At 72.1% G+C, this 25,986-nt stretch carries 24 protein-coding genes; 6 read left to right on the top strand and 18 right to left on the bottom strand.

Features of this window, described 5'->3' with window-relative positions:
• The 4 genes from WA640_RS22360 to WA640_RS22375 form a co-directional block, all read right to left on the bottom strand.
• Positions 1 to 1,383: a 3' terminal RNA ribose 2'-O-methyltransferase Hen1 gene (locus WA640_RS22360; protein ID WP_335990664.1), complete on the bottom strand. Its 1,383-nt coding sequence runs from the start codon at positions 1,381 to 1,383 to the stop codon at positions 1 to 3.
• Between the two features lie 74 nt (positions 1,384 to 1,457).
• A complete protein-coding gene (locus WA640_RS22365; RefSeq protein ID WP_335990665.1) occupies positions 1,458 to 4,208 on the bottom strand; it encodes an AfsR/SARP family transcriptional regulator in 2,751 nt (916 codons plus the stop codon).
• Between the two features lie 258 nt (positions 4,209 to 4,466).
• Positions 4,467 to 5,231 (bottom strand): hypothetical protein, encoded by a 765-nt coding sequence (locus WA640_RS22370; protein WP_335990666.1) that lies wholly within the window; start codon positions 5,229 to 5,231, stop codon positions 4,467 to 4,469.
• 9 nt (positions 5,232 to 5,240) lie between these two features.
• Positions 5,241 to 5,900, bottom strand: a complete 660-nt coding sequence (locus tag WA640_RS22375; protein WP_335990669.1) for a hypothetical protein — start codon at positions 5,898 to 5,900, stop codon at positions 5,241 to 5,243.
• A 342-nt stretch (positions 5,901 to 6,242) separates the two neighbouring features.
• On the opposite strand from WA640_RS22375, the gene WA640_RS22380 reads away from it, so the two are divergent.
• A complete protein-coding gene (locus WA640_RS22380; RefSeq protein WP_335990671.1) occupies positions 6,243 to 8,387 on the top strand; it encodes a carbon starvation CstA family protein in 2,145 nt (714 codons plus the stop codon).
• Positions 8,384 to 8,572, top strand: coding sequence for a YbdD/YjiX family protein (locus WA640_RS22385; protein ID WP_335990673.1), 189 nt, complete (start codon positions 8,384 to 8,386; stop codon positions 8,570 to 8,572). The genes WA640_RS22380 and WA640_RS22385 overlap by 4 nt, the downstream gene beginning before the upstream one ends.
• A 3-nt stretch (positions 8,573 to 8,575) precedes the next feature.
• On the opposite strand, the gene WA640_RS22390 is transcribed toward WA640_RS22385, so the two are convergent.
• From WA640_RS22390 to WA640_RS22400, 3 genes are all read right to left on the bottom strand, one after another.
• Complete coding sequence (locus tag WA640_RS22390; protein ID WP_335990675.1) at positions 8,576 to 9,274, bottom strand: hypothetical protein; 699 nt, start codon at positions 9,272 to 9,274, stop codon at positions 8,576 to 8,578.
• A gap of 38 nt (positions 9,275 to 9,312) precedes the next feature.
• A complete protein-coding gene (locus WA640_RS22395) occupies positions 9,313 to 11,100 on the bottom strand; it encodes a hypothetical protein (protein ID WP_335990676.1) in 1,788 nt (595 codons plus the stop codon).
• A gap of 123 nt (positions 11,101 to 11,223) precedes the next feature.
• Positions 11,224 to 12,084 (bottom strand): SDR family NAD(P)-dependent oxidoreductase, encoded by an 861-nt coding sequence (locus WA640_RS22400; RefSeq protein WP_335990678.1) that lies wholly within the window; start codon positions 12,082 to 12,084, stop codon positions 11,224 to 11,226.
• Positions 12,085 to 12,229: 145 nt separating this feature from the next.
• Between WA640_RS22400 and WA640_RS22405 the strand changes: the two genes are divergently transcribed.
• Positions 12,230 to 12,802, top strand: a complete 573-nt coding sequence (locus WA640_RS22405) for a PadR family transcriptional regulator (protein WP_335990679.1) — start codon at positions 12,230 to 12,232, stop codon at positions 12,800 to 12,802.
• Between the two features lie 99 nt (positions 12,803 to 12,901).
• Positions 12,902 to 13,384 (top strand): hypothetical protein, encoded by a 483-nt coding sequence (locus WA640_RS22410; RefSeq protein WP_335990680.1) that lies wholly within the window; start codon positions 12,902 to 12,904, stop codon positions 13,382 to 13,384.
• A gap of 47 nt (positions 13,385 to 13,431) precedes the next feature.
• Here the strand turns inward: WA640_RS22410 and WA640_RS22415 are convergent, their stop codons facing one another.
• From WA640_RS22415 to WA640_RS22465, 11 genes are read right to left on the bottom strand one after another with little or no spacing between them, the layout of a single operon-like run.
• Entirely contained in the window at positions 13,432 to 13,842 is a 411-nt protein-coding gene (locus tag WA640_RS22415; protein WP_335990681.1) for a hypothetical protein, read from the bottom strand.
• On the bottom strand, positions 13,839 to 14,261 hold the full coding sequence (locus WA640_RS22420) for a hypothetical protein (protein ID WP_335990682.1): 423 nt from the start codon (positions 14,259 to 14,261) through the stop codon (positions 13,839 to 13,841). Before WA640_RS22420 ends, WA640_RS22415 begins: the two co-directional genes overlap by 4 nt.
• 58 nt (positions 14,262 to 14,319) lie before the next feature.
• Complete coding sequence (locus WA640_RS22425) at positions 14,320 to 15,663, bottom strand: MATE family efflux transporter (protein ID WP_335990683.1); 1,344 nt, start codon at positions 15,661 to 15,663, stop codon at positions 14,320 to 14,322.
• Entirely contained in the window at positions 15,660 to 16,637 is a 978-nt protein-coding gene (locus tag WA640_RS22430) for a phosphotransferase family protein (RefSeq protein ID WP_335990684.1), read from the bottom strand. Before WA640_RS22430 ends, WA640_RS22425 begins: the two co-directional genes overlap by 4 nt.
• A gap of 13 nt (positions 16,638 to 16,650) precedes the next feature.
• Positions 16,651 to 17,205, bottom strand: coding sequence for a TetR/AcrR family transcriptional regulator (locus WA640_RS22435; RefSeq protein ID WP_335990685.1), 555 nt, complete (start codon positions 17,203 to 17,205; stop codon positions 16,651 to 16,653).
• Positions 17,198 to 17,782 (bottom strand): sugar O-acetyltransferase, encoded by a 585-nt coding sequence (locus WA640_RS22440; RefSeq protein WP_335990687.1) that lies wholly within the window; start codon positions 17,780 to 17,782, stop codon positions 17,198 to 17,200. The genes WA640_RS22435 and WA640_RS22440 overlap by 8 nt, the downstream gene beginning before the upstream one ends.
• 40 nt (positions 17,783 to 17,822) lie before the next feature.
• Positions 17,823 to 18,317, bottom strand: coding sequence for a flavin reductase family protein (locus WA640_RS22445; protein WP_335990688.1), 495 nt, complete (start codon positions 18,315 to 18,317; stop codon positions 17,823 to 17,825).
• A gap of 23 nt (positions 18,318 to 18,340) precedes the next feature.
• Positions 18,341 to 19,474, bottom strand: a complete 1,134-nt coding sequence (locus WA640_RS22450) for an LLM class flavin-dependent oxidoreductase (RefSeq protein ID WP_335990689.1) — start codon at positions 19,472 to 19,474, stop codon at positions 18,341 to 18,343.
• Between the two features lie 11 nt (positions 19,475 to 19,485).
• Entirely contained in the window at positions 19,486 to 20,679 is a 1,194-nt protein-coding gene (locus WA640_RS22455) for an SfnB family sulfur acquisition oxidoreductase (RefSeq protein WP_335990690.1), read from the bottom strand.
• On the bottom strand, positions 20,676 to 21,782 hold the full coding sequence (gene sfnG / locus WA640_RS22460) for a dimethylsulfone monooxygenase SfnG (protein WP_335990692.1): 1,107 nt from the start codon (positions 21,780 to 21,782) through the stop codon (positions 20,676 to 20,678). Before sfnG ends, WA640_RS22455 begins: the two co-directional genes overlap by 4 nt.
• 45 nt (positions 21,783 to 21,827) lie before the next feature.
• Positions 21,828 to 23,060 carry an acyl-CoA dehydrogenase family protein gene (locus WA640_RS22465; RefSeq protein WP_335990695.1) on the bottom strand — a complete coding sequence of 411 codons (1,233 nt, stop codon included), beginning with the start codon at positions 23,058 to 23,060 and terminating at the stop codon, positions 21,828 to 21,830.
• Positions 23,061 to 23,192: 132 nt separating this feature from the next.
• On the opposite strand from WA640_RS22465, the gene WA640_RS22470 reads away from it, so the two are divergent.
• Complete coding sequence (locus tag WA640_RS22470) at positions 23,193 to 24,098, top strand: LysR family transcriptional regulator (RefSeq protein WP_335990696.1); 906 nt, start codon at positions 23,193 to 23,195, stop codon at positions 24,096 to 24,098.
• Between the two features lie 162 nt (positions 24,099 to 24,260).
• Entirely contained in the window at positions 24,261 to 25,973 is a 1,713-nt protein-coding gene (locus tag WA640_RS22475; RefSeq protein WP_335990697.1) for an ABC transporter substrate-binding protein, read from the top strand.
• Positions 25,974 to 25,986 lie beyond the last annotated feature (13 nt).

Consider the following 25,986-nt stretch of genomic DNA (forward strand, 5'->3'; position numbering starts at 1 on the left):
TCAGGCACGGTCGAACACTCCCATCTGCGTCGGGGTCCCCGCCTCGGGGTCGACGGTGCCGACCCCCTCGATCCGGACCCGGTAGCCGTACCGGGCCGCGACTCCCTCGGCCCAAGCGGCGAAGCGGTCCTGGCCCCATTCGAAGCGGTGGTCGGCGTGCCGCATCTCGTGCGCGCCCAGGCCGTACCGGGCGTTGAACTCGGCGTTCGGGGTCGTCACGACCACCGTCCGCGGCCGGGCGTCGCCGAACACGACCCGCTCCATCGCGGGCAGCCGCCCGGGGTCGAGGTGCTCGATCACCTCCATGAGGACCGCCGCGTCGAACCCGGCGAACCGCTTGTCGCGGTAGACGACCGAGCCTTGGACGAGCTGGAGGCGCTGCCGCTGCCGCTCGCCCATCCGGTCGAGCCGCAGCGCCCGCTCCGCCATGCCGAGCGCGCGGGACGAGACGTCCGCGCCCGTGATCCGGGTGTACCGCGGATCGTCCAGGAGCGCGGCGAGGAGCTTCCCGGAGCCGCACCCCAGGTCGAGCACCGAGGCGGCGCCGGACGCGGCGAGCGCGTCCATGACGGCGCCGATCCTGATGCGGTGCAGCGGGAGCGACTGCTCAGCGGTGTCCGCGTCCTCGGCGATGTCCGCCCCGGACTCCACGGCCTCCGCGACCTCTTCGAGCCGGGCGAACGCCGCCCGCTCGTACGACTTCCGGTGCGCGAGATACCGGCCGGCGATGAGGCCGCGCAGCGGGTGCGCGGCGAGCCACTCGCCGCCGGAGCGCACGAGCTTGTCGACCTCGCCGATGTCGACCCAGTAGTGCTTCGCGTCGTCGAGGACCGGCAGCAGCACGTACAAGTGGCTCAACGCGTCCGAGAGGCGCACCTCGCCGCGCAGGCGCACGCTCACGTGCCGCGAGTCCGCGTCGAACCCCGGCAGCGGCACCGCCTCGGCCCGCACCTCCCAGCCCAGGGGCTCGAACAGGTCCCGCACGAGCCGCGGCCCGCCCGTGCACGGGACGGCGGGCAGCGCGATCTCCAGCGGCATCGCGGCGGCGGCCAGCTCGGGCCGCTCCTCGCTGACACCGGTCCGGGCGGTGGAGAAGACCTTCCCGAGCGCCACGGCCAGCAGCGACGAGGCCGCGTAGGGCCGGTCGTTCACGTACTGCTTGAGGGTCGCGTCGCCCGAGGCGCGCGCGTGCGACCGCGCCAGGCGCGCGGCGTCCACTTCGAGCAGGAGCGCGGCCGTGCACCGCTCCTCGCCCGCCTCCGGATAGCACACCCACGCGGTCCCGAAGGTCTGCTCGAACGACTGCACCCGGTCGGGGTGCTTGCGCAGCAGGCGGCCCAGGTCGGTCGCGGGCCTCGCGGTGGTCGTGATCGTCAGCAGCACCCGCCGATCATGCCACCCGCCCCGCACCCGGAGCGACCTGGTTTCGGACACCCGTCCCAAGGGCCGCCCGGCGCTCAGCGGTCGAGCGACGCGATCTTCTCGCGCACGGTGCGGGCGTCGGGGTGGTTCAGCTCGTCGAGGATCGCGAGGGCGCGCTCCCAGGTGCGGCGGGCCGCGGCGCGGTCGCCGGTCGCGTGGTGGGTGTCGGCGAGCTTGAGGATCGTGGACGCCTCCTCGTGGCTGTTGCCGAGCCCGCGGTACAGGTCCAGCGCGGCGTTGAAGTGCGCCACGGCCTCGGCGTGGCGCCCGAGCCCGCGGAGGGCGTGCCCCAGGCTGTCGAGGGTCGCGGCCTGGCCGTGGCGGTCGCCGGTGGCGCGCATGAGGTCCAGCGCCCGCAGGCAGTAGCCGATCGCCCCGGCGTGGTCGCCCGAGAGCGTGTGGTTCCAGCCGATCGCGTTGAGGGCGTTGGCCTTGCCGATGTCGTGACCCACCTGGCCGTACAGGTCGAGCGCCCGCATGCTGCACTCGACGGCCGCGGCGAACCGGCCCTGCCGGTGCTCCACGCGGGCGCGCACGTAGAACGTGTGCGCCTGCTCCACGAGGTCGCCGCGCTCGCGGCACAGCGCCAGCGTCCGGTCGAGGAGCGCCCCGGCCTCGGCGTGGCGGGCGAGGCAGCTCAGGGCCTCGGCGCGCAGGCGGCCGGTCTTGATCTGGGCGGGGCCGTCGCCGAGCCTGCGGGCGGCCCCGATCGCGGTGCCGAAGACGGCGGCCTGGTCGTGCCAGCGCCCGCGGTCGAGGTAGTCGCGCATCGTCCAGGAGAGCTGCCAGCAGTGCCGGTCGAAGCCGTGGTCGGCGGCGAGTCCGACTGCGGCCGTGAGCGTCGCGGCCTCGGTGTGGAACCAGTCCATGGCCTCCTCGGCGTCGGCGAACGCGCCGACGGCGGCCGCGTCGAGCGCGGGGGCGAGGGGGAGCGGGTCGCGGTTGGGGTCGATGAGGTGGTTCGCGGCGTGGGCGGTGTGCAGGAGGCGGTCGAGGAGCCGGTGGACGGCGTCGCGGCCTTCGGCTCCGGCGAGTTCGGCGGCGTAGGCGCGGGTGAGGTCGTGGAAGCCGTAGCGGCCGGGCACGGGCTCGCCCAGGAGGTTCGCGCGGGTCAGCTCGGCGAGCAGGCGGCGGGTCTCGCGCGGCGCCTCGCCCGCGACGGCCGCCGCGTCGGCGAGCGGGATCGTCGGTCCGGGATGGACGCTGAGGAGCCGGAAGAGCCGCGCCCCTGCGGGAGTGAGGTCGCGGTAGGAGCAGGCGAAGACGGTTCGGAGATCGGTGCTCCCGTCGGGGTCGGCGAGCGCATCGAGGCGGTGCTCGGCGGGCCGCAGCTCCTCGGCAAGGGCCGCAAGGGGAAACGCCGGATCGTTGACGGCCCGCGCGGCGGCGACCGCGAGCGCCAGCGGCAGTCCGGCGCAGGAGGCGATGATCTGGCCGAGCGCCTCGGGTTCGGTGGCGGGCCGCCGGTCGCGCAGCCGCTGGCGCAGGAACCGCTCGGCGTCGGCGGCGTCCAAGACCGGCAGGTGGAGGGGCCTGGCGCCGCTGGCGGTGAGCGCGGAGAGGCGGTTGCGGCTGGTGACGAGGACGAGGCTGTCGGCGGTGCCGGGCAGGAGCGGCCGCACCTGCGCGGCGTCGCGGGCGTTGTCGAGGACCATGAGCACGCGCTTGTCGGCGAGGACGCTGCGCAGCAGCGCGGACCGGGCGTCGGTGTCGTCGGGGAGGTGCTCGGCGGGGACGCCGTGCGCGTCGAGGACCGTGCGCAGCGCCTCGCCCGCGGCGAGGGGTGCGGCGGCGGGGTCGAAGCCGCGCAGGTCGAGGTGGATCTGCCCGTCGGGGAACTTCTCGGCGACGCGGTGGGCCCAGTGCAGGGCCAGCGCGGTCTTGCCGATCCCGCCCGGCCCGGACAGGACCGCGACCGCCTCGCCGCTGTCCCCGAGCAGGCCGTCCAATGCGGCCAGTTCCGTTGCGCGCCCGGTGAAGTGCGCCGACGCGGCCGGAAGCTGCCGCGGCACCGGGACGCGGGGCCCGCGCGTGGCCGCCTGGAGCCCGGGGTCGTCGGCGAGGATGCGCCGGTGCATCTGCCGCAGTTCGCGGTCGGGCCCGGTCCCGAGCTCGTCCACCAGGGTCTCGCTGGTCTCCTGGAAGACCGCGAGCGCCTCGCTGCGCCTGCCGGAGCGGAACAGCGCGAGCATGAGCTGCGCCGCGAGGTGCTCCCAGAGCGGCTGGCGCGCATGCCATGCGCGCAGCTCGCCAACGAGCTCGGCGTGGCGCCCGAGTTCGAGCCCGGTGGCGACGTACCGCTCGAACGCGAGGTCGCGGCGCTCCCGCAGCGGCGTCCGCACCTCCTCGAACCTGGTGCTGCCCTCGACGTCCTGGAACGGGTCGGCGCGCACGAGCGAGAGCGCGGCCCGGTACGCCTCGGCGGCCTCGGCGAGGCGTCCTTCGTCGCGCAGCCGGTGCGCCGCGGCGGTGTGCCGGTCGAACTCCCACACGTCGAGCTCGCCGGGCGCGACCCGCAGCCGCAGGCCCTGGTCCCACACGATGCGCGGCTCGGGGTCGGCCGGGTCGTGCAGGGCCGCACGGAGTTTCGAGACGTAGCCGCGGAGGTTCACCGCCGCCGACGGGGTCGGGTCGTCCCAGACGAGGTCCATGATGCGGGCGCGGCTGACGGATTCGCCGGGGGCGGTCAGGAGCGCCGCGAGCACGGCGCGCTGGCGCGGACCGCCGAGGGCGACCGTCCGCCCGCCGGTCTCGACCCGGAGCGGACCGAGTACCGAGAAGCGCATACCGCAACAGCCTCACCGGGATCGAGCCCCCGTGGTCCGTGCGGGGGCGTGTCCTCGCCGCGCGCCCGGCGGCCGCGGCGGCTCCCCGTACTCGGCTCCAGGGTCTGCTAGGGGTCGAGTCCGAAAGGGGCAGCGGCCACTATATCCAGCTTCGGGCGCAGGCGGACACGCGCGCCCGGCCCCCCGCCGCGGGGGGCCGGGCGCGCACGGCCGAGCAGCCGTTCTACTGCGGATTCGGTTCGGCGGCAGGCGGTCCGGTCACTCGCAGGAGTTCGCGGCGGTGAGCGCCTGCACCTCGGACAGCGCGGCCTCGTCCGGCTTCGCGTCCTCCAGCGCCGCGACCAGCTCGTCGGCGCCCTCGCCGACCAGGATCTCCTCGACGCCCACGTCGACGTGCGCGTTCTGGTCGGTCGCGAACGCCGCCGCGTCCTGCACGGTCCCTTCGGATTCGCCGTTGCCCAGCGTCCCGCCGTCGAAGGGGATCTCCGAGCCCTCGCCGAGGCCGCGCCACATCGCCGGGAGCGAGTCGCCGCCCGCGGTGCAGACGGCCTCCTCCCAGCGGATGGCCATGACGTACCGGTGGCCGACCTCGACGCGCGGGAACCCGTCGAGCCCCATCTCGACCGCGCCGTCGACGTCGCCGTCGCGGAAGTGCCAGCCGAGGGCCGAGAACTCCCAGGTCTCGGGGGCCGCCTGCGCGGCGCCCTCCCGCGACCAGAGCACCTCGTCGACCGCGAGCGTGACGGTGCGGCCGATGATGCCCTCGCCGCGGTCCAGCTCCTCCTGGTCGGGCATGATCGCCGTCTCGGACACGGCCTCCACGACGACCACGTGGTCGGCGTAGGTGACCCAGTCGGTGGCGGTGGTGCTCGGCAGGTGGTCGCTGCCGTGCGCGAGCAGCACCTGCTCCTGGGGCGCCGCCTGCTCCTGCGCGGCGGGTGCGGCGAGGGCCGCGACGGCGATGCCGGTGGCGGCCGCCACCGCGAGGCCCGCGGCCGCTGCGAGCTTGGTTCGAATGCGCATGGGTCCTCCTCAGTAGGTGCCGTTGATGTTGTCGATGTTGTTGTCCTGGAGGCCCTCTTCGCTGCTGGTGGGGGTCTCCATGCAGCCGAGGGCCTCGTTGGTGCGGCTCGTCAGCGGCGACGCCTGGTCGCCGTGGAGCAGGCCCACCGCGTGGCCGGTCTCGTGGCAGGTCAGGCCCTTCACGTAGTTGCCGCCGCCGAGGATGCGGATGTACTGCTGGTCGCAGCGCAGGCCGTTGCCGTCGACCGCGTCGTTGCAGAAGGTCACGCCGTCGGAGCCGGAGGGGACGCCGATCCCGCTCTCCTCGTAGACGATGTCGGTCTCGGCGCTGCCGGAGAACGTGGGGGAGGTGTCGAGGCTGACGGAGAGGTCGGTCGGCCCGTACACGCTGTTCATGACGGAGATGACGACGTTGCGGTCCTCGGTCTCCAGCATGTTCGTGCCGGCGCTGTCCATGTAGTAGGTGAGGCTGGAGTTGTCGGTCAGGCAGGAGACGTTCCCGTCGGGCCCGCTCTCGTCCTGGCACGCCAGGTTCGCGTACGGCGTGGGGTACATGTTGTCGGTGAACGCCGCCCAGGCGACCCCGGCGGTCACCGCCACGGTCGTGAACGCGACGACGGCCAGGCACACCGCCTTGAAGCTCAACCGCCTCGCTGAGATTATCGACATCGGACATTCCCTTCCGGCCGGTCGAGGGGGCGACGCGGCCTCGATCAGCGTAGGGAACGGGATGTACACGGGCGGTACACGAAACGTACACGCGGCGGTTCCGCGCGATCGGCCGGACGACGCGGCGCGTCCGACGCGCGATCACTGGAAATCCGGACGAAATACTGGTAAACCAATACCGAAGCGGCGGCACCCGCGAGACGCAGCACACACAACCGCGAAGAGAAATCGAGGCATTTACCTACCTGACAGTGCCTTTCCGGCACCGCGCGGCGGCCCGCCGCGCGACGCCCGGCTCCTGCCCTGCTCCCGGCCCCCGCGGCCGAACCTCCGGAGGACGACATGACCACCCCCGACAGCACCAGATCCCGGCCCAGCTGGCGTTCCATCCTCATATGGACGGCGATCTCCGTCGCCGCGGCCATCGCCTGGGCCGTCATCGCCCTGATCCGCGGCGAAGAGGTCTCCGCATTCTGGCTCGTCATCGCGGCCCTCGGCTCCTACGCCATCGGCTACCGCTTCTACGCCCGCTTCATCGCCAACCGCGTCCTGCAGGTCGACGACACCCGCGCCACGCCCGCCGAGCGCCTCGACGACGGCGTGGACTTCCAGCCCACCGACCGCCGCGTGCTCCTCGGCCACCACTTCGCCGCCGTCGCGGGCGCCGGGCCCCTGGTCGGCCCCGTCCTCGCCGCGCAGATGGGCTACCTGCCCAGCACCATGTGGATCATCATCGGCGCCATCTTCGCCGGATGCGTCCAGGACATGGTCGTCCTCTTCATCTCCATGCGCCGCAACGGCAGGAGCCTCGGCCAGCTCGCGCGCGACGAGATCGGCCCGATCGGCGGCGCCGCCGCCCTCGTCGGCGTCTTCTCCATCATGATCATCCTGCTCGCGGTGCTCGCGCTCGTCGTCGTCAACGCCCTCGCCGCGTCCCCGTGGGGCACGTTCTCGATCGCGATGACCATCCCGATCGCGCTCCTCATGGGCTTCTACATGCGCACGCTCAGACCCGGCAGAGTCCTGGAGACGAGCCTCATCGGCGTCGCCCTGCTCGTCCTCGCGATCATCGCGGGCGGCTGGGTCCAGGCCTCCTCGTGGGCCGACGCGTTCACGCTCAGCCCGCAGACCCTCGTGTTCTGCCTCGTGATCTACGGCTTCGTGGCCGCGGTGCTCCCGGTGTGGATGCTCCTGGCGCCCCGCGACTACCTGTCCACGTTCATGAAGATCGGCACGATCGGGCTCCTCGCCGTCGGCGTCCTCATCGTCGCCCCGGTCCTCCAGACCGAGGCGATCACCGACTTCGCCCTGGACGGCACCGGACCGGTGTTCTCCGGCAAGCTGTTCCCGTTCGTGTTCATCACGATCGCCTGCGGCGCGCTCTCCGGCTTCCACTCGCTCATCGCCTCCGGCACCACGCCGAAGATGATCCAGAAGGAGTCCCAGGTCCGCATGATCGGCTACGGCGCCATGCTCATGGAGTCGTTCGTCGCCGTCATGGCCCTCATCGCCGCGTGCATCCTCGACCCGGGCCTCTACTACGCCATGAACGCCCCCGCGGGCGTCCTCGGCACCACAGTGGAGTCCGCGTCGACGGCCGTCGCCAACCTCGGCTTCACCATCAGCCCGCAGGACCTCCAAGCCGCCGCCGACGCGGTGGGGGAGGAATCCCTGGTCGCTCGCACCGGCGGCGCCCCGACGCTCGCCGTCGGCATGTCGGAGATCCTCTCCTCGGTCTTCGGCGGCGACGGGCTCAAGGCATTCTGGTACCACTTCGCCATCATGTTCGAGGCGCTGTTCATCCTCACCACCGTGGACGCCGGAACCCGCGTGGGCCGCTTCATGCTCCAGGACACCCTCGGCAACGTCTGGAAGCCCCTCGGCCGGGTCTCCTGGAAGCCGGGCATCTGGGCGACCAGCGCGGTCGTCGTCCTCGCGTGGGGCTACTTCCTCTACGCCGGGGTCAACGACCCGCTCGGCGGCATCAACCAGCTGTTCCCGCTGTTCGGCATCGCGAACCAGCTGCTCGCCGCCATCGCCCTCACCGTCGCCACCACCGTGCTCGTCAAGAGCGGGCGCCTGAAATGGGCGTGGGTGACGGCCGTGCCGCTCGCCTGGGTCGCCGTGGTCACGCTGACGGCGAGCTGGCAGAAGGTCTTCTCCGAGGACCCGCGGATCGGGTTCTTCGCGCAGCGCGAGCGGTACGCCGACGCGCTGTCCCAGGGCGACGTGCTCGCCCCGGCGAAGGACCTCGACCAGATGCGCACGGTCGTCACGAACTCCACGGTGGACGGCGTGCTCGCGGCGTTCTTCGCGCTGCTGGTGGTGATCGTCATCCTCAACGCGGCCTGGATCTGCTGGCGCGCGGTGCGGGCGACCGAGCCGCTGCCGTCGACGGAGGCGCCGTACGTCGAGTCGAAGCTCCTCGTCTCCGCCGGACGCGTGTCGTCCACTGAGGAGTCCGGCGCGGCCGAGGACCGGCCGTGACGGTGCGCCGCCTGCTCGGTCTCGTCCGGTGGTACCTGCGGGAGCTCACCGGCGAGACCGCCTACGACCGCTACGTGGAGCGGTACCGGCTCGCCCACCCGGGCGTCCCGGTCATGCCGCGGCGCGAGTTCGAGCGGTGGCGCACCGACCGCGGCGACGAGCACCCGCGGGCGCGCTGCTGCTGACGCCTAGTTCGAAGGCTCCCAAGGGACCTCGGCGTGGAAGTTCGCGCCGAGGAGGCGCACGAAGTTCCAGTAGTCGTCGTCCTCGACCCCTTCGGTGCCGTCGAGCAGCAGCCGCGCGGGCGGGAACGGCCGCCCCGCGCGCAGCTGCGCGAGCTCGATGAGACGGGCGCGGCCGGCCTCCGGGCCGGCCGCGCCGTCCAGGGCCGCGAGCGCCTCGCGCAGCGCGGGCTGGAAGGTCCCCGGCTCCCACAGGCCCTCGATCTCGTCGAGTTCGACGGTGATGTGGGCACCGGGCGCGGCGGCGACCGCCTGACGGAGCATGGCCGCGTGCCCGTCCAGCGGGCCTTCGGAGGCGAAGAGCCGGTTGAGGACCGGGACTGCGGCGTCGAGCTGCGCGAGCGCCCGCTCCTTCGTCGTGAGCGGCGCGGTGGCCTCCACGATCTCGTCCTGCTCCTCCTCGTCGGCCTCGACGGGCACGAGGTCGCCGTCCGGGCCGAACTCGAAGTACTCCGCGTCCGGATCGGCCTCGATGAGGATCGACTGGGTGACCAGGTCGGCGGGGCGGAACATGGCGAGCCACAGGAGCGGCACGCAGCGCACGTCGTAGGCGACGACGTCGGTCTCCGGGGTGAAGGACGCGTCGGTGGTGGACGGGTAGAGCGACTTCAGGTCGGTCGCGCACAGGTACGAGGAGTTCGGCATGGCCGCAGCATAGCCGCGCCGAACTCCGTCGTCTCCGGTCAGCGCGCGCAGTCGGGGACGAGGTACGCGGCCGTGCCCTGCGTTTCGGTGCGGGTGGTGTCCTCCAGGATCCACTTCGTGCCGACGTCGGGGTCGGTGAGCGTCAGGGACGTGCCGGACCCGGCGCGGCCGTCGAGGGTGAGCGCGAGTCCGTTGGCGGCGTTGACGAGCACGCCGTCGAACGGGTTCGACCCGGTGGCCGCGGCGGCGATGAACTCCCACCGCTGCGCGGGATCGTGCTTGTCGGGTTCGACGCCGAGGTACGCGACCTCGGTGTCGGACATCGCCGACAGGACGCCGCTGCCGTCCGCGGCGCTGATCGTGTACCGGCCGTGCTTGCGGTCGAGCTTCCAGACGCCGTCGCCCCACTTGGCCCACACGACGACGTCGCGCTCGGGGTGCTCGGCGTCGCCCGCGTACTGGTCGATCTGGTACTCGGTGCCGAGGCTGTCGGTGGCGATCCGGAAGGTGTCGGTGCGGAAGTCGACGTCCTCGGCGGCCTCGCGCTCGGGCGGCTGCGGTACCTCGGTGTAGTCGCCGTGGTAGTCGTCGGGGCCGGGGACGTCCCAGGGGGCCGGGAGGATCAGGTCCGCGGGGTAGACCTTCGCGAAGAACGCGTAGGCCGTGGGGTCGTACGCCTGGAGCTCCGCCCGGGTGTTGATGGGGCTGCGCACGCCGTCGGACCAGTCGGGCTTCTCGGCCATGGCGTCGAACCAGATCGAGGAGAGCGTGGCGAAGTACTCGTCGATATTGGAGATCGCGTACGTGTTGGGCCACAGGCCGGTGTTGTACGCGTTCTCGTAGACGGCGTACAGCTCGTCCGAGAGGGACTCGTCGGCCTGGGTCTCGATGCCGACGAGGCGCACGGCGTGGCCGAACTCGTGGACGAGGATGTTCTCGTTCGGATAGGCGGTGTTCAGGAACGGGTTGTCGTTCCCCCTGGTGCGCAGCACGTTCCGCTCGGAGATCGAGGAGACGCAGCCGTTCCAGATGCTGCCGCCGAAGCCCTCGACGTCGTAGGACTCCGGGTTGTACCCGGCCCGGTGCTCGGGCACGAGGTAGGCGTTCTCGCGGGCGGCGTAGACCGCGAGCGAGCACCCGAAGTCGGCCATGGTCTCGGCGATCCCGTTGCCGCCCTTGTCGAGCTGCACGTCCACTTGCGCGGCGGCCAGGTCCAGCGTGGCCGGGTCGACGCGTGGCGCGGCCTTGACGGTGATGCCTGTGGCGGTGGTCCGCTCCTGGGTGTAGTAGTCGAGCATCGGGACGCCGGAGTACACGGCGTCCGCGGCCGGCCGGCCTTGGGCGTCTTCGATGTCCGAGCCGGTGACGGTGAGCGTCAGCGGCTGGTCGGGGTCGATGGTCCCGGTGTAGGCGATGCTGGCGAGGTGCAGGTCCTCCGGCAGGCGGGCCATGCTGTTCGCGTCGGTCCCGGCGATCTGCCGGTTGTCCTTGTCGAAGAAGATCGTGTCGGTGGTCCCGGCGGCGGGCTTCGCCTTGAGCGTGATCTCGGTGCCGCCGTTGACGAGCGTCAGGTTGTCGGGGCTGACGACGGCCTCTTCGTCCACATAGCGGTCCCAGTAGACCTCCAGGAACCGCCCTTCGTTGATGACGCGGACCTCGGTGATCTGCGGGCCGTCGAACGACGGGTCGGCCGCGACGGTCCCGTCCGCCCCGACCTCCACGACCGCCGAGGTCTCGGCGAGCGCCGGGCTCGCGCCGATGAGGAGGGAGGCGAGCGCCATGGTCGCGATCCCGGCGCTGCGCGCACTTGCATTGCGGGTCTTCACTTGTCACGCTCCGAGTCTGATGGGGGTCGAGCGGTGTCAGTAATATGTAACATATTACTGGGCTCGTGTAAACCCGGCGAAGCGCGCCGAGGCCGGGCAGTGCCCGGCCTCGTTCTCGTCGCGTCAGTGCACCAGATCGGCCGCGGGGGCGGTGATCCCGCGCAGGCCGATCGCGCCGAGGATCGCCGCCTCGCGCATCAGGCGCGGGAGGCGCGGGAGCACTTTGGACAGGATGCGGGCGTTGGGGCTGCTGAAGTACTCGGCCTTCGGGTGGCGGTCGGTGACCGCGGCGGCGATGGCCCGGACGGTGCCGGTCGTCGGCTCCGGCTTCTGGTTCGCGCCCGCCTTCTCCACCGCCGCAAGGTGGTTCCGGTAGAGCGCCTGGCGCTCCGGCGGGACCGACGCGGCGCGCTGGGCCTCGGCGGCCTTGACGAACACCTGGGTGTCGACCAGGCCGGGGACCACGACCGAAGTCGGGATGCCCCACGCGGCCAGTTCGCCGCGCATCGACGCGGTCAGCGAGTGCAGGGCGGCCTTGCTCGCGGAGATCGGGCCGTTCATCGGCATCGGCAGGTACGCGGTCGGCGCGCCCACGTTCACGATCCGGCCCCGGCCCGCGCGCAGCAGCGGCAGCGCGGCCTTGACGACGCGGACCGGGCCGAAGACGTTGACGGCGAACTGGCGGTGCAGCTCGTCGTCGGGCACGAGTTCGAGCGGGCCCTGCACGATGACGCCCGCGTTGTTGACGACCGCGTGCAGCGAGCCGTGCTCGGCCGCGATCCGCTCGACTGCGGCGGCCACTGAGCCCGGATCGGTGACGTCGAGCGCCACTTCGCGAATACCGTCGGCGCCGTCGAAGGCGCCGTGGCCGGTGCGGCGCATGCCCGCGTAGACGAGGAAGCCGCGGCGGGCCAGTTCGAGCGCGGCCGGAGTGCCGATGCCGCCGTTCGCGCCGGTCAGCAGGACCGCAGGGGTGTCGTTCATGATCGCTCCAGAAGTAAGCAGGAACATGTAAACTATGACGTGTACAAAGCTACATGTCGAATGTTCGGGCGTCAACCCGCCTCCCGGGCCGGCGGCTAGACTCATCCGAGCTCCGAGGGCCGGGGCCGACGTCAGGAGGACAGCGATGTCGTTGCGGTACGCCCTGCTCGGGCTGCTCGCCGATTCCCCCGCGAGCGGGTACGACCTCACGCAGCGCTTCGAGAAGCAGCTCCAGATGATCTGGCCCGCAAAGCATCCGCAGATCTACGGCGAGCTCGGCAAGCTCGCCGACGCCGGGCTCATCGCCGTCGACAGCGAGGGCCCGCGGGGCCGCAAGGTCTACGCGATCACCCCCGAGGGCCTTGCCGAGGTGCGGCGCTGGCTCACCGAGGAGCCCGTCGACCACACCGCCCGGCTCGAATCCCTGCTCCGCTCGCTCTTCTACTGGCTCATGGAACCCGAGGACCTGGGGGAGCACCTCGCGTCGGAGGCGGCGTTCTACCGGGCCGCGGCGGCCGGGTTCCGCGAGTACGCGGCGGCGAAGGACCGCGGCGACTACGGCGACGCGCCGTCCGTGAAGTCCATGCGCATGACCATCGAGGCCGGGATCAGACTCTATGAGGCCCTTGCGGACTGGGCCGAGTGGGCGCAGACCGTCCCGCCGCCCGGCCCTGCTGCCGAGGGCGCTGCTTCCGAGGAGTCCGAGGCCGAGCGGTAGCAAGTCGCGAACCAGGGCAAAGAGGGACGAGATTCATTGACAGGTCTGTATCTGTATGCAAACCTTAATGAAATTCCACCCTCCCCCGAAGGAGCGCCTATGCCCCTGAAGACCCTCTTCGCCGCCGCCGGGACGCTGGCCCTGATGTTCACGCTGGCGCTGGACGCCCCGGCGCCCGCCGCCGAGGAGCACGAGCACGAGCACCTCGGCAACGTCCTGACGCTGAGCGTCATCACCGACCCCACGCCCGAGCAGCAGGAGGCCGCCGCTGAAGCGGATCTCGGCACGCTCAACCACGGCGACAAGGGGCACACCTACCCGCCGGACCTCGACGGGAACGTGCCGACCTACTACGGCGGCGACTGCTACGACAACGTCCTCGCCTACGCCACCTGGTGGTCCGAGGGCGACTGGTACATCGTCTACGACAAGTGCGAGATGGAGCGCTGGGGCGCGGGCCAGAACGACTGGGACCGCGTGGGCGCGCACGAGAAGGCGCACACCGACGGCTGGGGCCACGGCGAGGAGCCGCGGGACCGCAACGCGGCCTTCGATGCGGGCATCGTCATCTGCCGCTGCTGACAAGAGAGAGCGCTCTCCGCGGGTTTCGGCCCGCGGAGAGCGCCCTTTCAGCCGCTCACCGGCGCGCCGCTTCGCATGCGGCCCTTCACGACTCGCCCGATCCCGAACGTCAGCAGGATGAGTGCGAGCCCGTTGAGCGCGTGGACCAGGAACAGCGACTGACCCCAGAGTGTCCCCGGCACGTTGACTAGGGCCATGCCGTGCTGGAGGAGGACCAGGAACGTGCCCAACACGGTGAGCCACACCGGTTTCGCGCCGAGGCGCGCGGCGAGCGCGAGGACCACCGCGACCGCGTACAGGTACAGCAGCGCGTCGCCGTTGCGGAAGTGCAGCTCGAAGCCGGGGCCGATGCCGCCGCCGTAGCCGACGCCGAACCCGGCCAGCGCGAACTGCACGACCAGGAGCGCCAGGAGCAGGATCATCCAGGCGCGCAGGAGGATCGCGAAGGGCCGGTTCATGCGGGCACCGCCTTCGCGAGGGCCTTCTCGGCGCGCTTGGCGTCGAGCGCGCGCTTCGCGAGCCGCGCGACCACGAGCTGGATGACGAGGACGCCGAGGCCGTTCGTCGCATGGAGGGCGATGCCGACGCCGCCCGGGACCCCGTCGGTGCCGAAGCCGTACGCGAGCGCGCCCTGCATCCAGATCATGAAGGTGGACAACGCGGTCAGCAGCACGGCCTTGAGGCCGGGGCGGGCGATGAGGGCGAGGACCGTGGAGATCAGGAGCCAGAACATGAGCATGCCGCCGTTGCCCGCGTGGACGATGAACCGCTCGATGCGCTCGCCGCCGGTGGAGACGGCGCCCCACCCGGCGAGTCCGATTTGGAGGACGAGGAGGACCACGACGAAGCGCGTCCACCCGAGGAAGACCAGTTTCACGCGGGCCAGTCTGCCGCCGCGCTCGCCGCCCGGTATCGCCCCCGAGTCGTCAATCGCCCTACATCGCGGGAGGTACGGCCCGCGCGGGGCGTACAACCGCGAACACCCGCAGCAGGACCAGCGCGGCCGCCGCGGCGGCGAGGTCGCCGACCGCGAGGCCGGTCCACACGCCCGTCGGGCCCGCGGCGCTGAAGGCGAGGACGGCGGGGATCTTGAGGGCGAGGAGCGTGCCGATCGAGATGAGGTACGACGGCAGGGGCGCGCCCACGGCCTGGAAGTACGCGGAGACCAGGAGCGGCACGCCGGAGGCGGCGATGCCGATGGCGATGAGCCGCAAGGCGGTTGCGGCGTCCGCCGACGGGGACCCGAGGAGCGCGGTGGTGATCGGCCCGGCCAGGGCCGCGGTGAGCGCGGCCGCGGCGGCGCTGTACGCCACGGTTGTTCGCAGGGCGAGGACGCGGGTGCGCCGGACCCGGTCGGGCCGGTCGCGGCCCGTGTTGAACCCGACGATCGGCTGCATGCCCATGCTGATGCCCTGCTGGGGCATGACCGCGAAGACCTGGACGCGCGCGGCGACGGCGTACGCGGTGACCGCGGCGGCGGTGACGAGGAGGTTGTTCACCAGGAGCGTCAGCGCCGTGGCGCCGAGCCCGGCGAGCATCGACGGGGAGCCGACGCCTAGGAGCGCCCGGAGGGTCGGCCAGTGGGGGAGCAGGTGGGCGGCGCGCACGCGGTAGGGCCGCTCGCGCTGCCAGAAGAAGAACCACAGGGCCATCGCGGCCGAGACGGCCTGCCCGCCCGCGGTGCCGAGGGCCGCGCCGCGCACGCCCATGTCGAACCCGTAGATGAGGACCGGGTCCAGGACGATCTGGACGAGGACCGGCACGACCCACTGCATCGTCGCGAACCGGAGGCGCCCTTCGGCTCGCATGAGGCTGGAGAACCCGGTCCCGACGAGCGTCGTGGCGAGGATGACGACGGCGTAGTCGCGGGCGTACCCGCGCATCCCCCCTTCGGCCCCGAGCGCGGTGAGCAGCGGTTCGAGGCACGCCAGGCCGACCACGGTCATCGCGAGGGCGCCGGTCCAGAACAGCGTGAACGCGTTCCCGGCCGCGCGCGCCGCGCCGGCCGCGTCCCCGGCGCCGAGGGCCCGCGACACCAGCGACGCACCGCCCGCGCCGACCGTGGTCGACAGGGCGCTGAGCACGAGGAGCACGGGCGCGACGAGGTTGACCGCGCCCATCGCGGTCGGGCCCACGCCGTGGGCGACGAACGCGGCGTTGGTGAGCGCGTAGATCCCGTAGATCCCCACGGACATCGTCGCCTGCGCGGTGCCGCGCCACAGGAGCCGGCCGACGGGGGCGTCGGCCAGCGCCCCGACGCCCTCCGTCCGGGTGCTCACGCCTCGAACCGGGCGACGAGCCCGTCGAGTTCCGCTCGGGCCCAGTCGTACTGCTTCGTGTCGGTGTGCCCGCGGTAGTCGGTCTCGACGACCATGACGAGCAGCAGGTACAGCCCGTAGAGGCGGCGCCGGATGCGCTCGGTCGCGGTCAAGGGGCCGCGGCCCCAGCCGTGCGCGAAGGACTCCGCGTCGGAGATCGCGGGCAGCTCGGCCCCGCAGAACCCGGCCTCCATGAGCGGGTCGCCCCAGAACGCCCGCTCGTGGTCGATGATGCAGACGATCCGCCCGTCCGCGACCATGGCGTTGCTGGGCCACAGGTCCCATTCGCAGAACCGCGGCTCGGTCACCTCGTCGAGGCTGTCGGCATGGCGCGCAAGGAGGACCCGCATGGTGTCGTAGCCGTGCCCGAGGTCGACGCCGCGGCGCTCGCCGTCGGCGAGGACGTTCCCGAACATCGCGGTGAACGCCTCGCGCCACGTGCCGAACCGCGGGTCCAGGAGCGGCCCGAACCCGGTGCCCTTGACCGCGTTGAGCTTCGCATTGAGCGCTCCCAACTGCTCCCAGTAGGCCGAGAGCGCCTGCGGGGACAGCGAGTCCTCGATGATCCCGATGTTCTCCGCGTCGATGTACGGCATGAAGAAGTACGGGGCGTCGCACAGCTCCAGGCTCGCGTCGGCGAAGTGCACGTCGGGCACCGGCACGTCGGTGTGCTCGCGGATGAGCGCGAGCGAGGCCAGCTCGATGTCCATCGCGCCGCGCTCGTACGTCATGACCTCGACGCCCGGCGGCGGCGCGATCTTGAGGACGACCTGCGACCCGTCGCGCAGGCGCAGCCGGTACGCGACGTTGAACCAGCCGTGCCCCAGCTCCTCGGCGAATCCGTCCCCGTCCGGGACCTGCTCGGGCCCGTAGGCGCGGGCGATCATGGCGCGCAGCGTCTCCGGGGTCTGGCGGTTCTTGGTGATGCTCTCCATCGGGGGCTCCTGTTCAGCGGGGACGGGTGATCCGCCGGACGGCTTCGGCGACGATACCCGGGTCGTGGGGCTCGGTGTCGAGCGCGCGGTGGATGGTGAGGCCCTCGATGAGGGCGTCGACCATCCGGGCCGTGGCGGGGTCGAAGTGGCGTTCGAGGGCGGCGCGGGACCGGGCCATCCAGGCGTTGGTGAGGGCCCGGAACGCGGGCTCGCGGGCGGCGAGCGTGTACAGCTCGTGGGTGAGGACCAGGTCCCGCTGGGAGCCGAACACGCCGTCGGTGATGACCGCGACCACGGCCTCCTCGGCCTCCTCCGGCCCGTCGGCCGCGGCCATGGCCGCCTCGAACCCGTCGCTGACGCCGGTCGCGAACCGCGTGAACGCCTCGCGCAGCAGCTCGTCCATCCCGGTGAAGTGGTAGGTCATCGAGCCGAGCGGCACGTCGGCGGCCGCGGCGACCTTCCGGTGCGAGGTGCCCGCGACGCCCGCCTCGGCGATCACGTCGAGGCACGCGGCGATGATCCGCTCGCGCCGGTCGGGGTCGCGGCGCCGCGGCCGCGGCTCACCCACCGATCGTCCGGATCACCTTGGCGGGGTTGCCGACGGCGACCACGTTCGCGGGCAGGTCCTTCACGACCACCGCGCCCGCGCCCACCACCGTGTTCTCACCGATCGTGACGCCGGGGCAGACGATCGCGCCGCCGCCGATCCACACGTTGTCGCCGATGGTGATCGGCTTCGCCGCCTCCAGCTTGTCGCGCCGCGGGCCCGGCTCGACCGGGTGCGTCGGGGTCAGCAGCTGCACGTTCGGGCCGATCTGCACGTCCTCGCCGATGACGATGGGCGCCACGTCGAGCGCGACGAGCCCGTAGTTCGCGAACGACCGCGCCCCGATCCGGAGGTTCGACCCGTAGTCGACGTACAGCGGCGGGCGGATGAACACGCCCTCGCCCAGCTCCCCGAGCAGTTCGGCGAGGTGCTTCCGCGCCGCCTCGTAGTCCTCGGTGAAATCGGCCCGGTACCGCTCGGCAAGCACCGCGGCGCGCGCCATGAGCGCCTCCAGTTCGGGGTCGTCGGCGAGGTAGAAGTCCCCGGCGAGCATCCGCTCGCGCATCGTCCGGTCGTCCCCGGCGAAGTGGTCGGTCATGCGGACGACCGTACACTAGGAGTGTACGACCGTCCACACCTCAGTTCGCGAGGCTGCGGAACCCGCTGCGGTGGAACACCAGCGGCCCCGTCGCGTCCGAGTGCTCCACGGCGTGGAGCCGCAGCAGCACGATCACGTGGTCGCCCGCCTCGACCTCCCGGTACACGGAGCAGTCGAAGCGCGCCAGCCCGTCGTCGAGGGTCACCGCGCCGTCCTCCGTGGCGCTCACCGCGAGCCCCGCGAACCGGGTCGCCGGGTCCCCGGCGAGCTGGCGGCACACCGCCCCGTGGTGGTCGGCGAGCACCGTCAGGCCCAGGTGCCGGGCCCGGCGCAGGTCCGGCCAGGTCTTCGAGGACGTCGCGATCGAGAACGACACGAGCGGCGGGTCCAGGCTCACCGACGTGAACGAGGACGCCGCCAGGCCGGTCACCCGCCCGTCCACGGCGGCGGCCACGGCCACCACCCCGGTCGGGAAGGCGCCGAACGCCTCCCGCAGCCGTCGCGGGTCGAGGTCCTGGTTGGTGGTCAGGGACATGGGGTGCCTCCTAGGGGGTCGATTCAGCTCGCGAACGGGACGGCCGCGGGCCGGGCGCGCGGCGGCGCCGGATGCGACCACAGGCCGCGCCGCTCCAGCTCCGGCAGGACGCCTTCGCCGAACCAGTACGCGCCCTCCAGATGCGGGTAGGCCGAGAGCACGAACTCCTCGATCCCGACCTCCCGGTACTCCTCGATGAGGTCCGCGACCTCGGTGTGCGAGCCGACCAGCGCCGTCCCCGCCCCGCCGCGCACCAGCCCGATCCCGGCCCACAGCCCGGGATGGATCTCCAGGCCGGACTTGCTGCCGCCGTTGAGGTCGAGCATCCGGCGCTGGCCCTCGGACTCCGAGCGCCGCAGGCCCGCCTGGACGCGCGCGATGTCGTCCTCGCCGATCCCGGCGAGCAGCCGGTCCGCCTCGGCCCACGCCTCCTCCGACGTGTCGCGGTTGATGACGTGGACGCGCAGCCCGAACCGGATCGGCCGCCCGCCCGCGAGCCCCCTGATCCAGCGCACCTTCTCCGCGACGGCCGCGGGCGGTTCGCCCCAGGTCAGGTACACGTCCGCGTGCTCGGCCGCGACGAGCCCGGCCGCGGGCGAGGACCCGCCGAAGTAGACGTCCGGCACCGGATCGGGGAGCTGCGCGAGCCGCGCGCCCTCGACCCGCAGGTGCTTCCCCTCGAAATCGACGGTCTCCCCGGCCCACAGGCGCCGCACGATGTGCAGGAACTCCCCGCACCGCTCGTAGCGGGCGTCCTTGTCCTCGAAGTCGCCGTACATGCGCTGCTCATGCGATTCGCCGCCGGTGACGACGTTGAGGAGCAGCCGCCCGCCCGTCAAGTGCTGGAACGTGCCCGCCATCTGCGCGGCCAGGTACGGCGAGACGATCCCGGGGCGGAACGCCACGAGGAACTTCAGCCGCGCCGACACCTGCGAGAGCATCGCCGTGGACACCCAGGCGTCCTCGCACCACGCGCCCGTCGGCGTCAGCGCCGCCGCGAACCCGTTGTCCTCGGCCGCCCGCGCGACCTGGCCCAGGTACGACACCGACGCGGGCCGCGCCGACGCCCCCGCCCCGACCCCGTGGCCGCCGTCCACGACCTGCCGTCCGTCCCCGCCGTTCGTCGGCAGGAACCAGTGGAACTGCAACGCGCTCAACGCTTCTCTCCTCACAGTTGGCCGTGGCGCGGCGGCGGCGCCCCGTCGAGGGCCCACCGGCCCAGGTGCTGGACCTTCCACGCCGCCGGGTCGTGCAGGGTGTGGACGCGGGCGTTGCGCCAGTGCCGGTCCAGGTTCAGTCCCGCCAGGGCGCTGCGCGTCCCGGCGACCTCGAACACCCGGCTCGCGGTGTCGACCGCGGCCTTCGCGGTCGCCGCCCGCGCCGCCGCGACCGCCAGCGACGCCCGCGCCGCGGACTCCTCCGTCAGGTCCGCGTTCGCCTCGTCCACAGCGGACGCCGCCTCCTTCAGCAGCGCCTCGGCGCCGCGCAGCGCCAGCTCCATCTCCCCGAACGCGCGCACTGTCAGCGGGTCGTCCGCGGCCCGCTCGACGCCCGCGTCCGGGTACGGCCGCGACTTCGTGCGCACGAACTCCGCGGCCTCCTCCAAAGCGGCCCTGCCGATCCCGGCGTCGATCGCCGCGTGCAGGACCTGCGCGAACGCCCCGTACGTCTGCGGCCCTTCAAAGGTGGCCGCATAGGGGGTGATCCACTCGTCGGTGACCGCGACGTTCTGGAGCCGCATCGTGCCGCTCGCGGTGGTTCGCTGCCCGATGCCGTCCCAGTCGTCCACGACCTCGACGCCCTGGGCGTCGCGGCGCACCCACGCCACGTGCATCGGCCCGTCGATCCCCAGGTGCGCGAGCACCGGGATCCAGTCGGCGAACAGCGCGCCCGTGCAGTAGAACTTCGTGCCGTTGAGCCGCCACCGGCCCTCCCCGTCCGGGGTCAGCGCGGTCCGGTGGTCGCGCACGTGCTTCGTCCCGAACTCGGTCTGCGCGTTCCCGAACCGCTTGCCGCGCAGCACTTCGGCGAACAGGCGCCGCTGCTGGGCCCCGTCGCCCTGCAATCGCAGCTGGTTCACGTACACGAAGTGGCTGTGGGGGATCTGCGCGATGTTCGGGTCGCCCGCGGCCAGGCGCCGGAACACCTCCGCGACCACCGACGTCGGCAGGTCCGCGCCGCCGTGCTCCTGCGGCACGGTGATCGCGAGGAGCCCCGAGGCCGCGAGCCGGTCGACCTCGGCGTACGGGAGGGTCCGGCGGGCGTCGCGCTCGGCGGCGCCCGCCGCGAACTCGCCGGCGAGCCCCGACGCCGCGCCGAGCGCGGCCGCGGCGTCGAGGACGGTACAGACGGGGTCGCTCACGGCACCCGCTCCAGTTCCGCCGCTTCGAGCTCCCGCACGATCGGCAGCACGTGCCGCCCGAAGTACTCCACGTCCTCCAGGTAGTGCAGGAACCCGAGCAGCAGCAGGTTCGCGCCGCGCCGCTTGTACTCGATGATCCGGTGCGCGATCTGCTCGGGCGTGCCGATCAGGCCGGTGCGGAACCCGTCGTTGTACTGCACGAGGTCCTCGAACCCGGAGTCCTGCCACATGCCCTGGCCGTCCCCGGTGGACTGCCCGGCCTGCTTCACGGCCGCCCCGAAGCCCTCGACGGCCTCGCGGTCGGCCTTGTCGACGATCTCCCGCAGGACCGCCCGCGCCTCGGCCTCGGTGTCGCGGGCGATGAGGAACCCGTTGACGCCGAAGCGGACCGTGCGCCCGTGGACCGCGGCCACCTCCCGCACGTCCCGGATCTGCGCCTCCACGCCCTCGGGGGAGTTCCCGTTCGCGAAGTACCAGTCCGAGACCCGCCCGGCCATGCCGCGCGCGTCGACCGAGTTGCCGCCCTGGAACACCTCCGGGTGCGGCCTGCCCTCGGCCGCGACGGGCTTGGGCTTCAGGTCGAAGTCGTGCAGCCGGTAGAAGTCCCCGTTCAGCTCCGCGTGCTCGCTCGTCCAGATCTCCTTGAGGTACCGGATGAACTCCTCGGAGCGCCGGTACCGCTCGCCGTGCTCCAGCCACGGCTCGCCGAGCTTTGTGAACTCGTCCTTGAACCAGCCCGAGACGACGTTCACCGCCGCCCGGCCCCCGGACAGCTGGTCGGCGGTGGCGATCCACTTCGCGAGGACCCCCGGATGCCACAGCCCCGGATGGACCGCGGCGATGACCTTGAGCCGCTGCGTCGCCAGCAGCAGCGCGAGGCTGAACGACGTGGACTCGTGCTGGTACGCCGCCCCGTACGAGGCGATGTAGCGGACCTGCGAGAGCGCGTACTCGAACCCCGACTCCTCGGCGAGGCGGGCGAGCTTCACGTTGTACTCGTAGCTCCAGTCGGTGCGCTGCTCGATCTTCGACACCACCAGGCCCCCCGAGACGTTCGGGACCCAGTACGCGAATTGCAGCGGCTCGGTTGACGGTGTGCTCATGTGCGGCTCCAGAAAAGGGGATCGGAAACTGTCAGGAAAGGACGGTCACGTGTACCAGGTCGGCTCGGGCAGCTCGCCCGTCAGCGCGTACCGGCCCACCTCGGCCCGCTTGTGCGCCACCGGGTCGTGCAGCGAATGGGTCCTGATGTTGCGCCAGAACACGTCCAGGCCCACCGCGTTCGCGCTCGCCCGCGCGCCCGTCACCTCGAAGATCCGCGTGCCGATCTCCAGCCCCGCGTCGATCGCGGTCTGCTTCGCCGCGGCGATGACCACCGCGGCCTCGCCGCGCTCCTCGGGCGTCACGTCGTCGGCGTGCGCATTGATCGCCTCGATGAGCCCCGCGGCCCGCTCCGCGAGCGCCTCCGCGGCCCACAGCTTCGACTGGAGGTCCCCGTACGCCTCCTGCACGTAGAACTCGTCGACGCCGCGCTCCTTCCGGTCCGCCGCGTACGGCCACGCCCGGGTCTTCTCGCGCGTGTACGCGGCGGCCGTCTCCAGCGCGCCCTGTGCGATCCCCAGGTAGAAGTTGGTGAACACCAGCTGGATCAGCGGCACGTTCAGCGTGTTGTAGGTGCGCGGCACGAACTCGTACCCGTCGGCGCGGGCGACGTACCCGGCGGCGGCCGCCCACGGCACGCGCACGTCCTCGATGACCGCCGAGCCGGACTCGGTTAGGCGCTGGCCGAGGTTGTCCCAGTCCCCGGCGAACACGATCCCGTCCTGGTCGGTGGGGACGATCGCGAAAATGTGCTTGTCGGTGCCTTCCAGGACCCCTTCGAGCACGGTGACGTCGGAGACCTTCCCGCCGGTGGAGAACGTCTTGCGGCCGTTGAAGACCAGCTCGCCGCCCTCCTCGCGGATGACGAGGTCGTCGTCGCGGGGGTTGACGGCCCCGCCGAAGAACCAGCCCTCCTCGGCGGCCTGGCGCTCGACGGCCTCGATCTGCGCGGGGGTGCCGACCAGCCTTGCGGCCCAGGCCCACAGGTAGTGGTAGCCGAGGAGCTGCCCGATGGACCCGTCGCCCGCGGCGACGGCCCGGATCACGCGGTACGCGGTGGTCCAGTCCTGCCCGCCGCCGCCGTACTCGGCGGGGGCGAGGAGCGGGACGAGCCCGGCGTCCTTGAGCAGCTCGACCTCCGCGTAGGGAGTCGCGCCCTCCCGGTCGCGCTCCACGGCGTCGACCGCGAGCCGCGCGGCGACCTCCCGGGCCCGCTCGACCCATCCTTCGGGCGTCGTCGGCCGCGTCGACCAGTCGGGCGCGTCCTGTCCGTTCGTCATTGTGCTGAACCCCTTCCACGGAGTAGTCTTTTCCTATCAAGTTACTAGGAAATGGTTCCGAGGAACAGCTCTCGACCATCGGTTCGGCCTTGAACCCCATCGGCCGCACCGAAGACCGGAGGCGGGCGGCGGATGCGCATCGAACAACTGGAGTACGTGGCGGCGGTCGCGCGGCACGGGTCGCTGCGGCGCGCGAGCGAGCACCTGCACGTCTCGCAGCCCGCGCTGAGCGAGGCCGTGAGCAAGCTCGAACGCGAACTTGGCGTCACGCTCCTGGAGCGCCGCCGCGACGGCGCGCGGATCACCTTGCGCGGCAAGGAGCTCCTGGAGCACATGGTCGGCGTGCTCGATGCCGTGGACCGGCTCCAGTCCGCCGCCGCGACCACCGCGGCCCGCGCGATCCGCGTCGGCACCGTCAACGCGGGCACCGCGAGCCTCCTGCTCCCGGCCATCCGCGACTTTCGGCTTGGCCGCCCCGGCGCCCGCGTCGAAGTCCGCGCCCTCCAGCAGGACGAGATCGAGGCCGGGCTCGCCGACGGCTCCCTGGACCTCGGCCTCGTGAACGTCCTCGGCGACCCCGCCTTCCCCGCGAACCTCCAAGGGGCCGAACTCAAGCGGGGCCGGCCCGTGGCGGTCCTGCCCGGCGCGCACCCGCTCGCCGCGCAGGCCGAGGTGAGCGCCGAGGACCTGCGCGGGGAGACCTTCGTGGGGATGCGCGCGGGCTACGTCATGCACCGGTTCGCCATGCGGCTCTTCGGCTCCCGCCTGCCCGCGGTGTGGCACAGCGTGGACGGCGCCGAGATGGGGAAGATGCTCGTCGCCGAGGGCCTGGGCGCGACGATCCTGCCCGACTACTCCGTCCACGGCGACCCGCTCGCCCGCGGCGGCCTCATCACCGTGCGGCCCATCAAGGACGACCGGACCCCGGTCGCGATGTGGCTGCTGCGCCGGAAGGCCGCACGCCTCCCGGCCGCCGTCGACGAGCTGGCGGCGCTCCTGGCGGCCCGCTCGGCCGCCTATGGCGCAACTCACCCTTGATTCTCGACTAATCCTATCGGTAAGGTCGAGTATATGCGAACGACGCTCCTGTACTCACGCCGCGAGATCGACCTCGCGCGCATCGCCGGTGCGCTCTGTCGGCGCTGACCGCCCCGACCAGCCAGAACCCATCCCCGGCACCGAGCCCACTGGAGCACTCCCATGTCCGAACTCAGCCAGACCATCGCCGCCGCCGAGAAGCCCAAACCCAAATGGCCCTGGATCGCAGGGGCCGCGGCCCTCGTCCTCGTCGCCGGGATCGCGTGGCTCGGAGCCACCCGCGCCTCCGGCGACGACACCGCCGCCGCTGACCAAGGCAGTCCGGTCAGCGGCGGCACCCTCGAATTCGCGCTCATCGACTACCAGCGCAGCCCCGACCCGCAGTGGGGCACCAACTACGCCGAATCCACGATCGGCAACAACATCACCGACAAGCTCACCTGGCAGGACCCCGACACCGGCGAGATCACGCCGTGGCTCGCCGAGTCCTGGGAGTACAACGACGACCTCACCGAGTTCACGTTCCACCTCCGCGACGACGTCACCTTCTCCGACGGCACGCCCTTCGACTCCGAGGTCGTCAAGGCCAACTTCGACCAGTACGTGCACGGCGACGAGGCCCTGGGCATCAACCCGAACGGCGCCCAGCTCCTCCCCGGGTACATCGAGACCCTCACTCCCGACCCGTACACGGCCGTCATCCGCTTCGAGCAGCCGCTCGCGAGCTTCCTCCAGGCCAGCTCCTTCACCGCGAACGCCCAGCCCGGATTCCTCTCGCTCTCCACGCTCGCGCTGAGCGCCGAGGAGCGCACCGACCCGCTCAAGATCATCGGCACCGGCCCGTTCGTCTACGAGTCCTGGGAGGAGCAGGTCAAGACCGTGCTCGTGAAGCGCGAGGGCTACGACTGGGCCCCGACCGCGCTCGGCCACGACGGCGAGGCCTACCTCGACCGGGTCGTCTTCAACACCATCCCCGAGGCCAGCGTGCGCACCGGCTCGCTCGTCTCCGGCGAACTCGACGCGACCCTCGACGTCGGCACCACCGACGAGCAGCCCCTCGCCGACCAGGGCTTCGACATCATCAGCCGCGGCGTCTCCGGGACATCCATCTTCTTCAACCTGAACTCCTCGCTGTTCCCCACGAACGACGTCAACGTGCGCAAGGCGATCCAGCTCGGCTGGAACCGCGAGGCCGTCGAGCAGACCGTCCTCACCGACAGCTACTCGATCGCCGACTCCGTGCTCGCGCCCTCCGTCCAGGGCCACGCCGACTACTCGGACTCCGTGCTCCGCTACGATCCCGACGAGGCCGCGCGCCTGCTCGACGAGGCCGGCTGGACCCCCGGCGACGACGGCATCCGCACCAAGGACGGCAAGCGCCTCGAAGTGAAGCTCCTGGGGATCAACAACCTCGTCGTGAACAAGCCCGCGTACGAGTCGATCCAGCAGGACCTCCAGGCCATCGGCATCGACCTCCAGCTCACCGTCGTCCCCATCCCGGACTACACGGCCGCGTTCGCGTCGGCCGCCACCGACTGGAACGTGGTGGCCGCCAACCGGTCCCGCAACGACCCCGCCGTCCTCAACCTCGTCTACAACCCCGCGCTCGGCAACGCCTCCTACATCACCGCCGACTCGCCCGGCATCGACGCCGACCAGGTCTCGGAGGTCCTCGGGAAGCTGGAGACCACGCTCGACCCGGACCTCCGCAATGAATACGCGAAGGCCGCCCAGGACCTCCTGCTGGAGCAGTACGCCCTCGTCAGCCCGGTCTACAACCCGTCCCAGGTGATCGCCCAGGCACCCTACGTCCACGGGATCGTCTTCGACGCCCAGTCCCGCAACCACTTCGTGGACGCCTGGAAGTCCGAGTGACGCGCCGCGGCGG

The organism is Glycomyces sp. MUSA5-2 (assembly GCF_037034145.1).
GTDB lineage: Bacteria > Actinomycetota > Actinomycetes > Mycobacteriales > Micromonosporaceae > Glycomyces > Glycomyces artemisiae.

Coding starts and splice junctions, on each gene's coding strand:
- WA640_RS22400 (WP_335990678.1), bottom strand. CDS start 12,084: ATGAACGACACCCCTGCGGTCCTGCTGACCGGCGCGAACGGCGGCATC.
- WA640_RS22365 (WP_335990665.1), bottom strand. CDS start 4,208: ATGCGCTTCTCGGTACTCGGTCCGCTCCGGGTCGAGACCGGCGGGCGG.
- WA640_RS22475 (WP_335990697.1), top strand. CDS start 24,261: ATGTCCGAACTCAGCCAGACCATCGCCGCCGCCGAGAAGCCCAAACCC.
- WA640_RS22375 (WP_335990669.1), bottom strand. CDS start 5,900: ATGTCGATAATCTCAGCGAGGCGGTTGAGCTTCAAGGCGGTGTGCCTG.
- WA640_RS22410 (WP_335990680.1), top strand. CDS start 12,902: ATGCCCCTGAAGACCCTCTTCGCCGCCGCCGGGACGCTGGCCCTGATG.
- sfnG (WP_335990692.1), bottom strand. CDS start 21,782: ATGAGCACACCGTCAACCGAGCCGCTGCAATTCGCGTACTGGGTCCCG.
- WA640_RS22415 (WP_335990681.1), bottom strand. CDS start 13,842: ATGAACCGGCCCTTCGCGATCCTCCTGCGCGCCTGGATGATCCTGCTC.
- WA640_RS22440 (WP_335990687.1), bottom strand. CDS start 17,782: ATGACCGACCACTTCGCCGGGGACGACCGGACGATGCGCGAGCGGATG.
- WA640_RS22405 (WP_335990679.1), top strand. CDS start 12,230: ATGTCGTTGCGGTACGCCCTGCTCGGGCTGCTCGCCGATTCCCCCGCG.
- WA640_RS22430 (WP_335990684.1), bottom strand. CDS start 16,637: ATGGAGAGCATCACCAAGAACCGCCAGACCCCGGAGACGCTGCGCGCC.
- WA640_RS22370 (WP_335990666.1), bottom strand. CDS start 5,231: ATGCGCATTCGAACCAAGCTCGCAGCGGCCGCGGGCCTCGCGGTGGCG.
- WA640_RS22470 (WP_335990696.1), top strand. CDS start 23,193: ATGCGCATCGAACAACTGGAGTACGTGGCGGCGGTCGCGCGGCACGGG.
- WA640_RS22380 (WP_335990671.1), top strand. CDS start 6,243: ATGACCACCCCCGACAGCACCAGATCCCGGCCCAGCTGGCGTTCCATC.
- WA640_RS22390 (WP_335990675.1), bottom strand. CDS start 9,274: ATGCCGAACTCCTCGTACCTGTGCGCGACCGACCTGAAGTCGCTCTAC.
- WA640_RS22465 (WP_335990695.1), bottom strand. CDS start 23,060: ATGACGAACGGACAGGACGCGCCCGACTGGTCGACGCGGCCGACGACG.
- WA640_RS22445 (WP_335990688.1), bottom strand. CDS start 18,317: ATGTCCCTGACCACCAACCAGGACCTCGACCCGCGACGGCTGCGGGAG.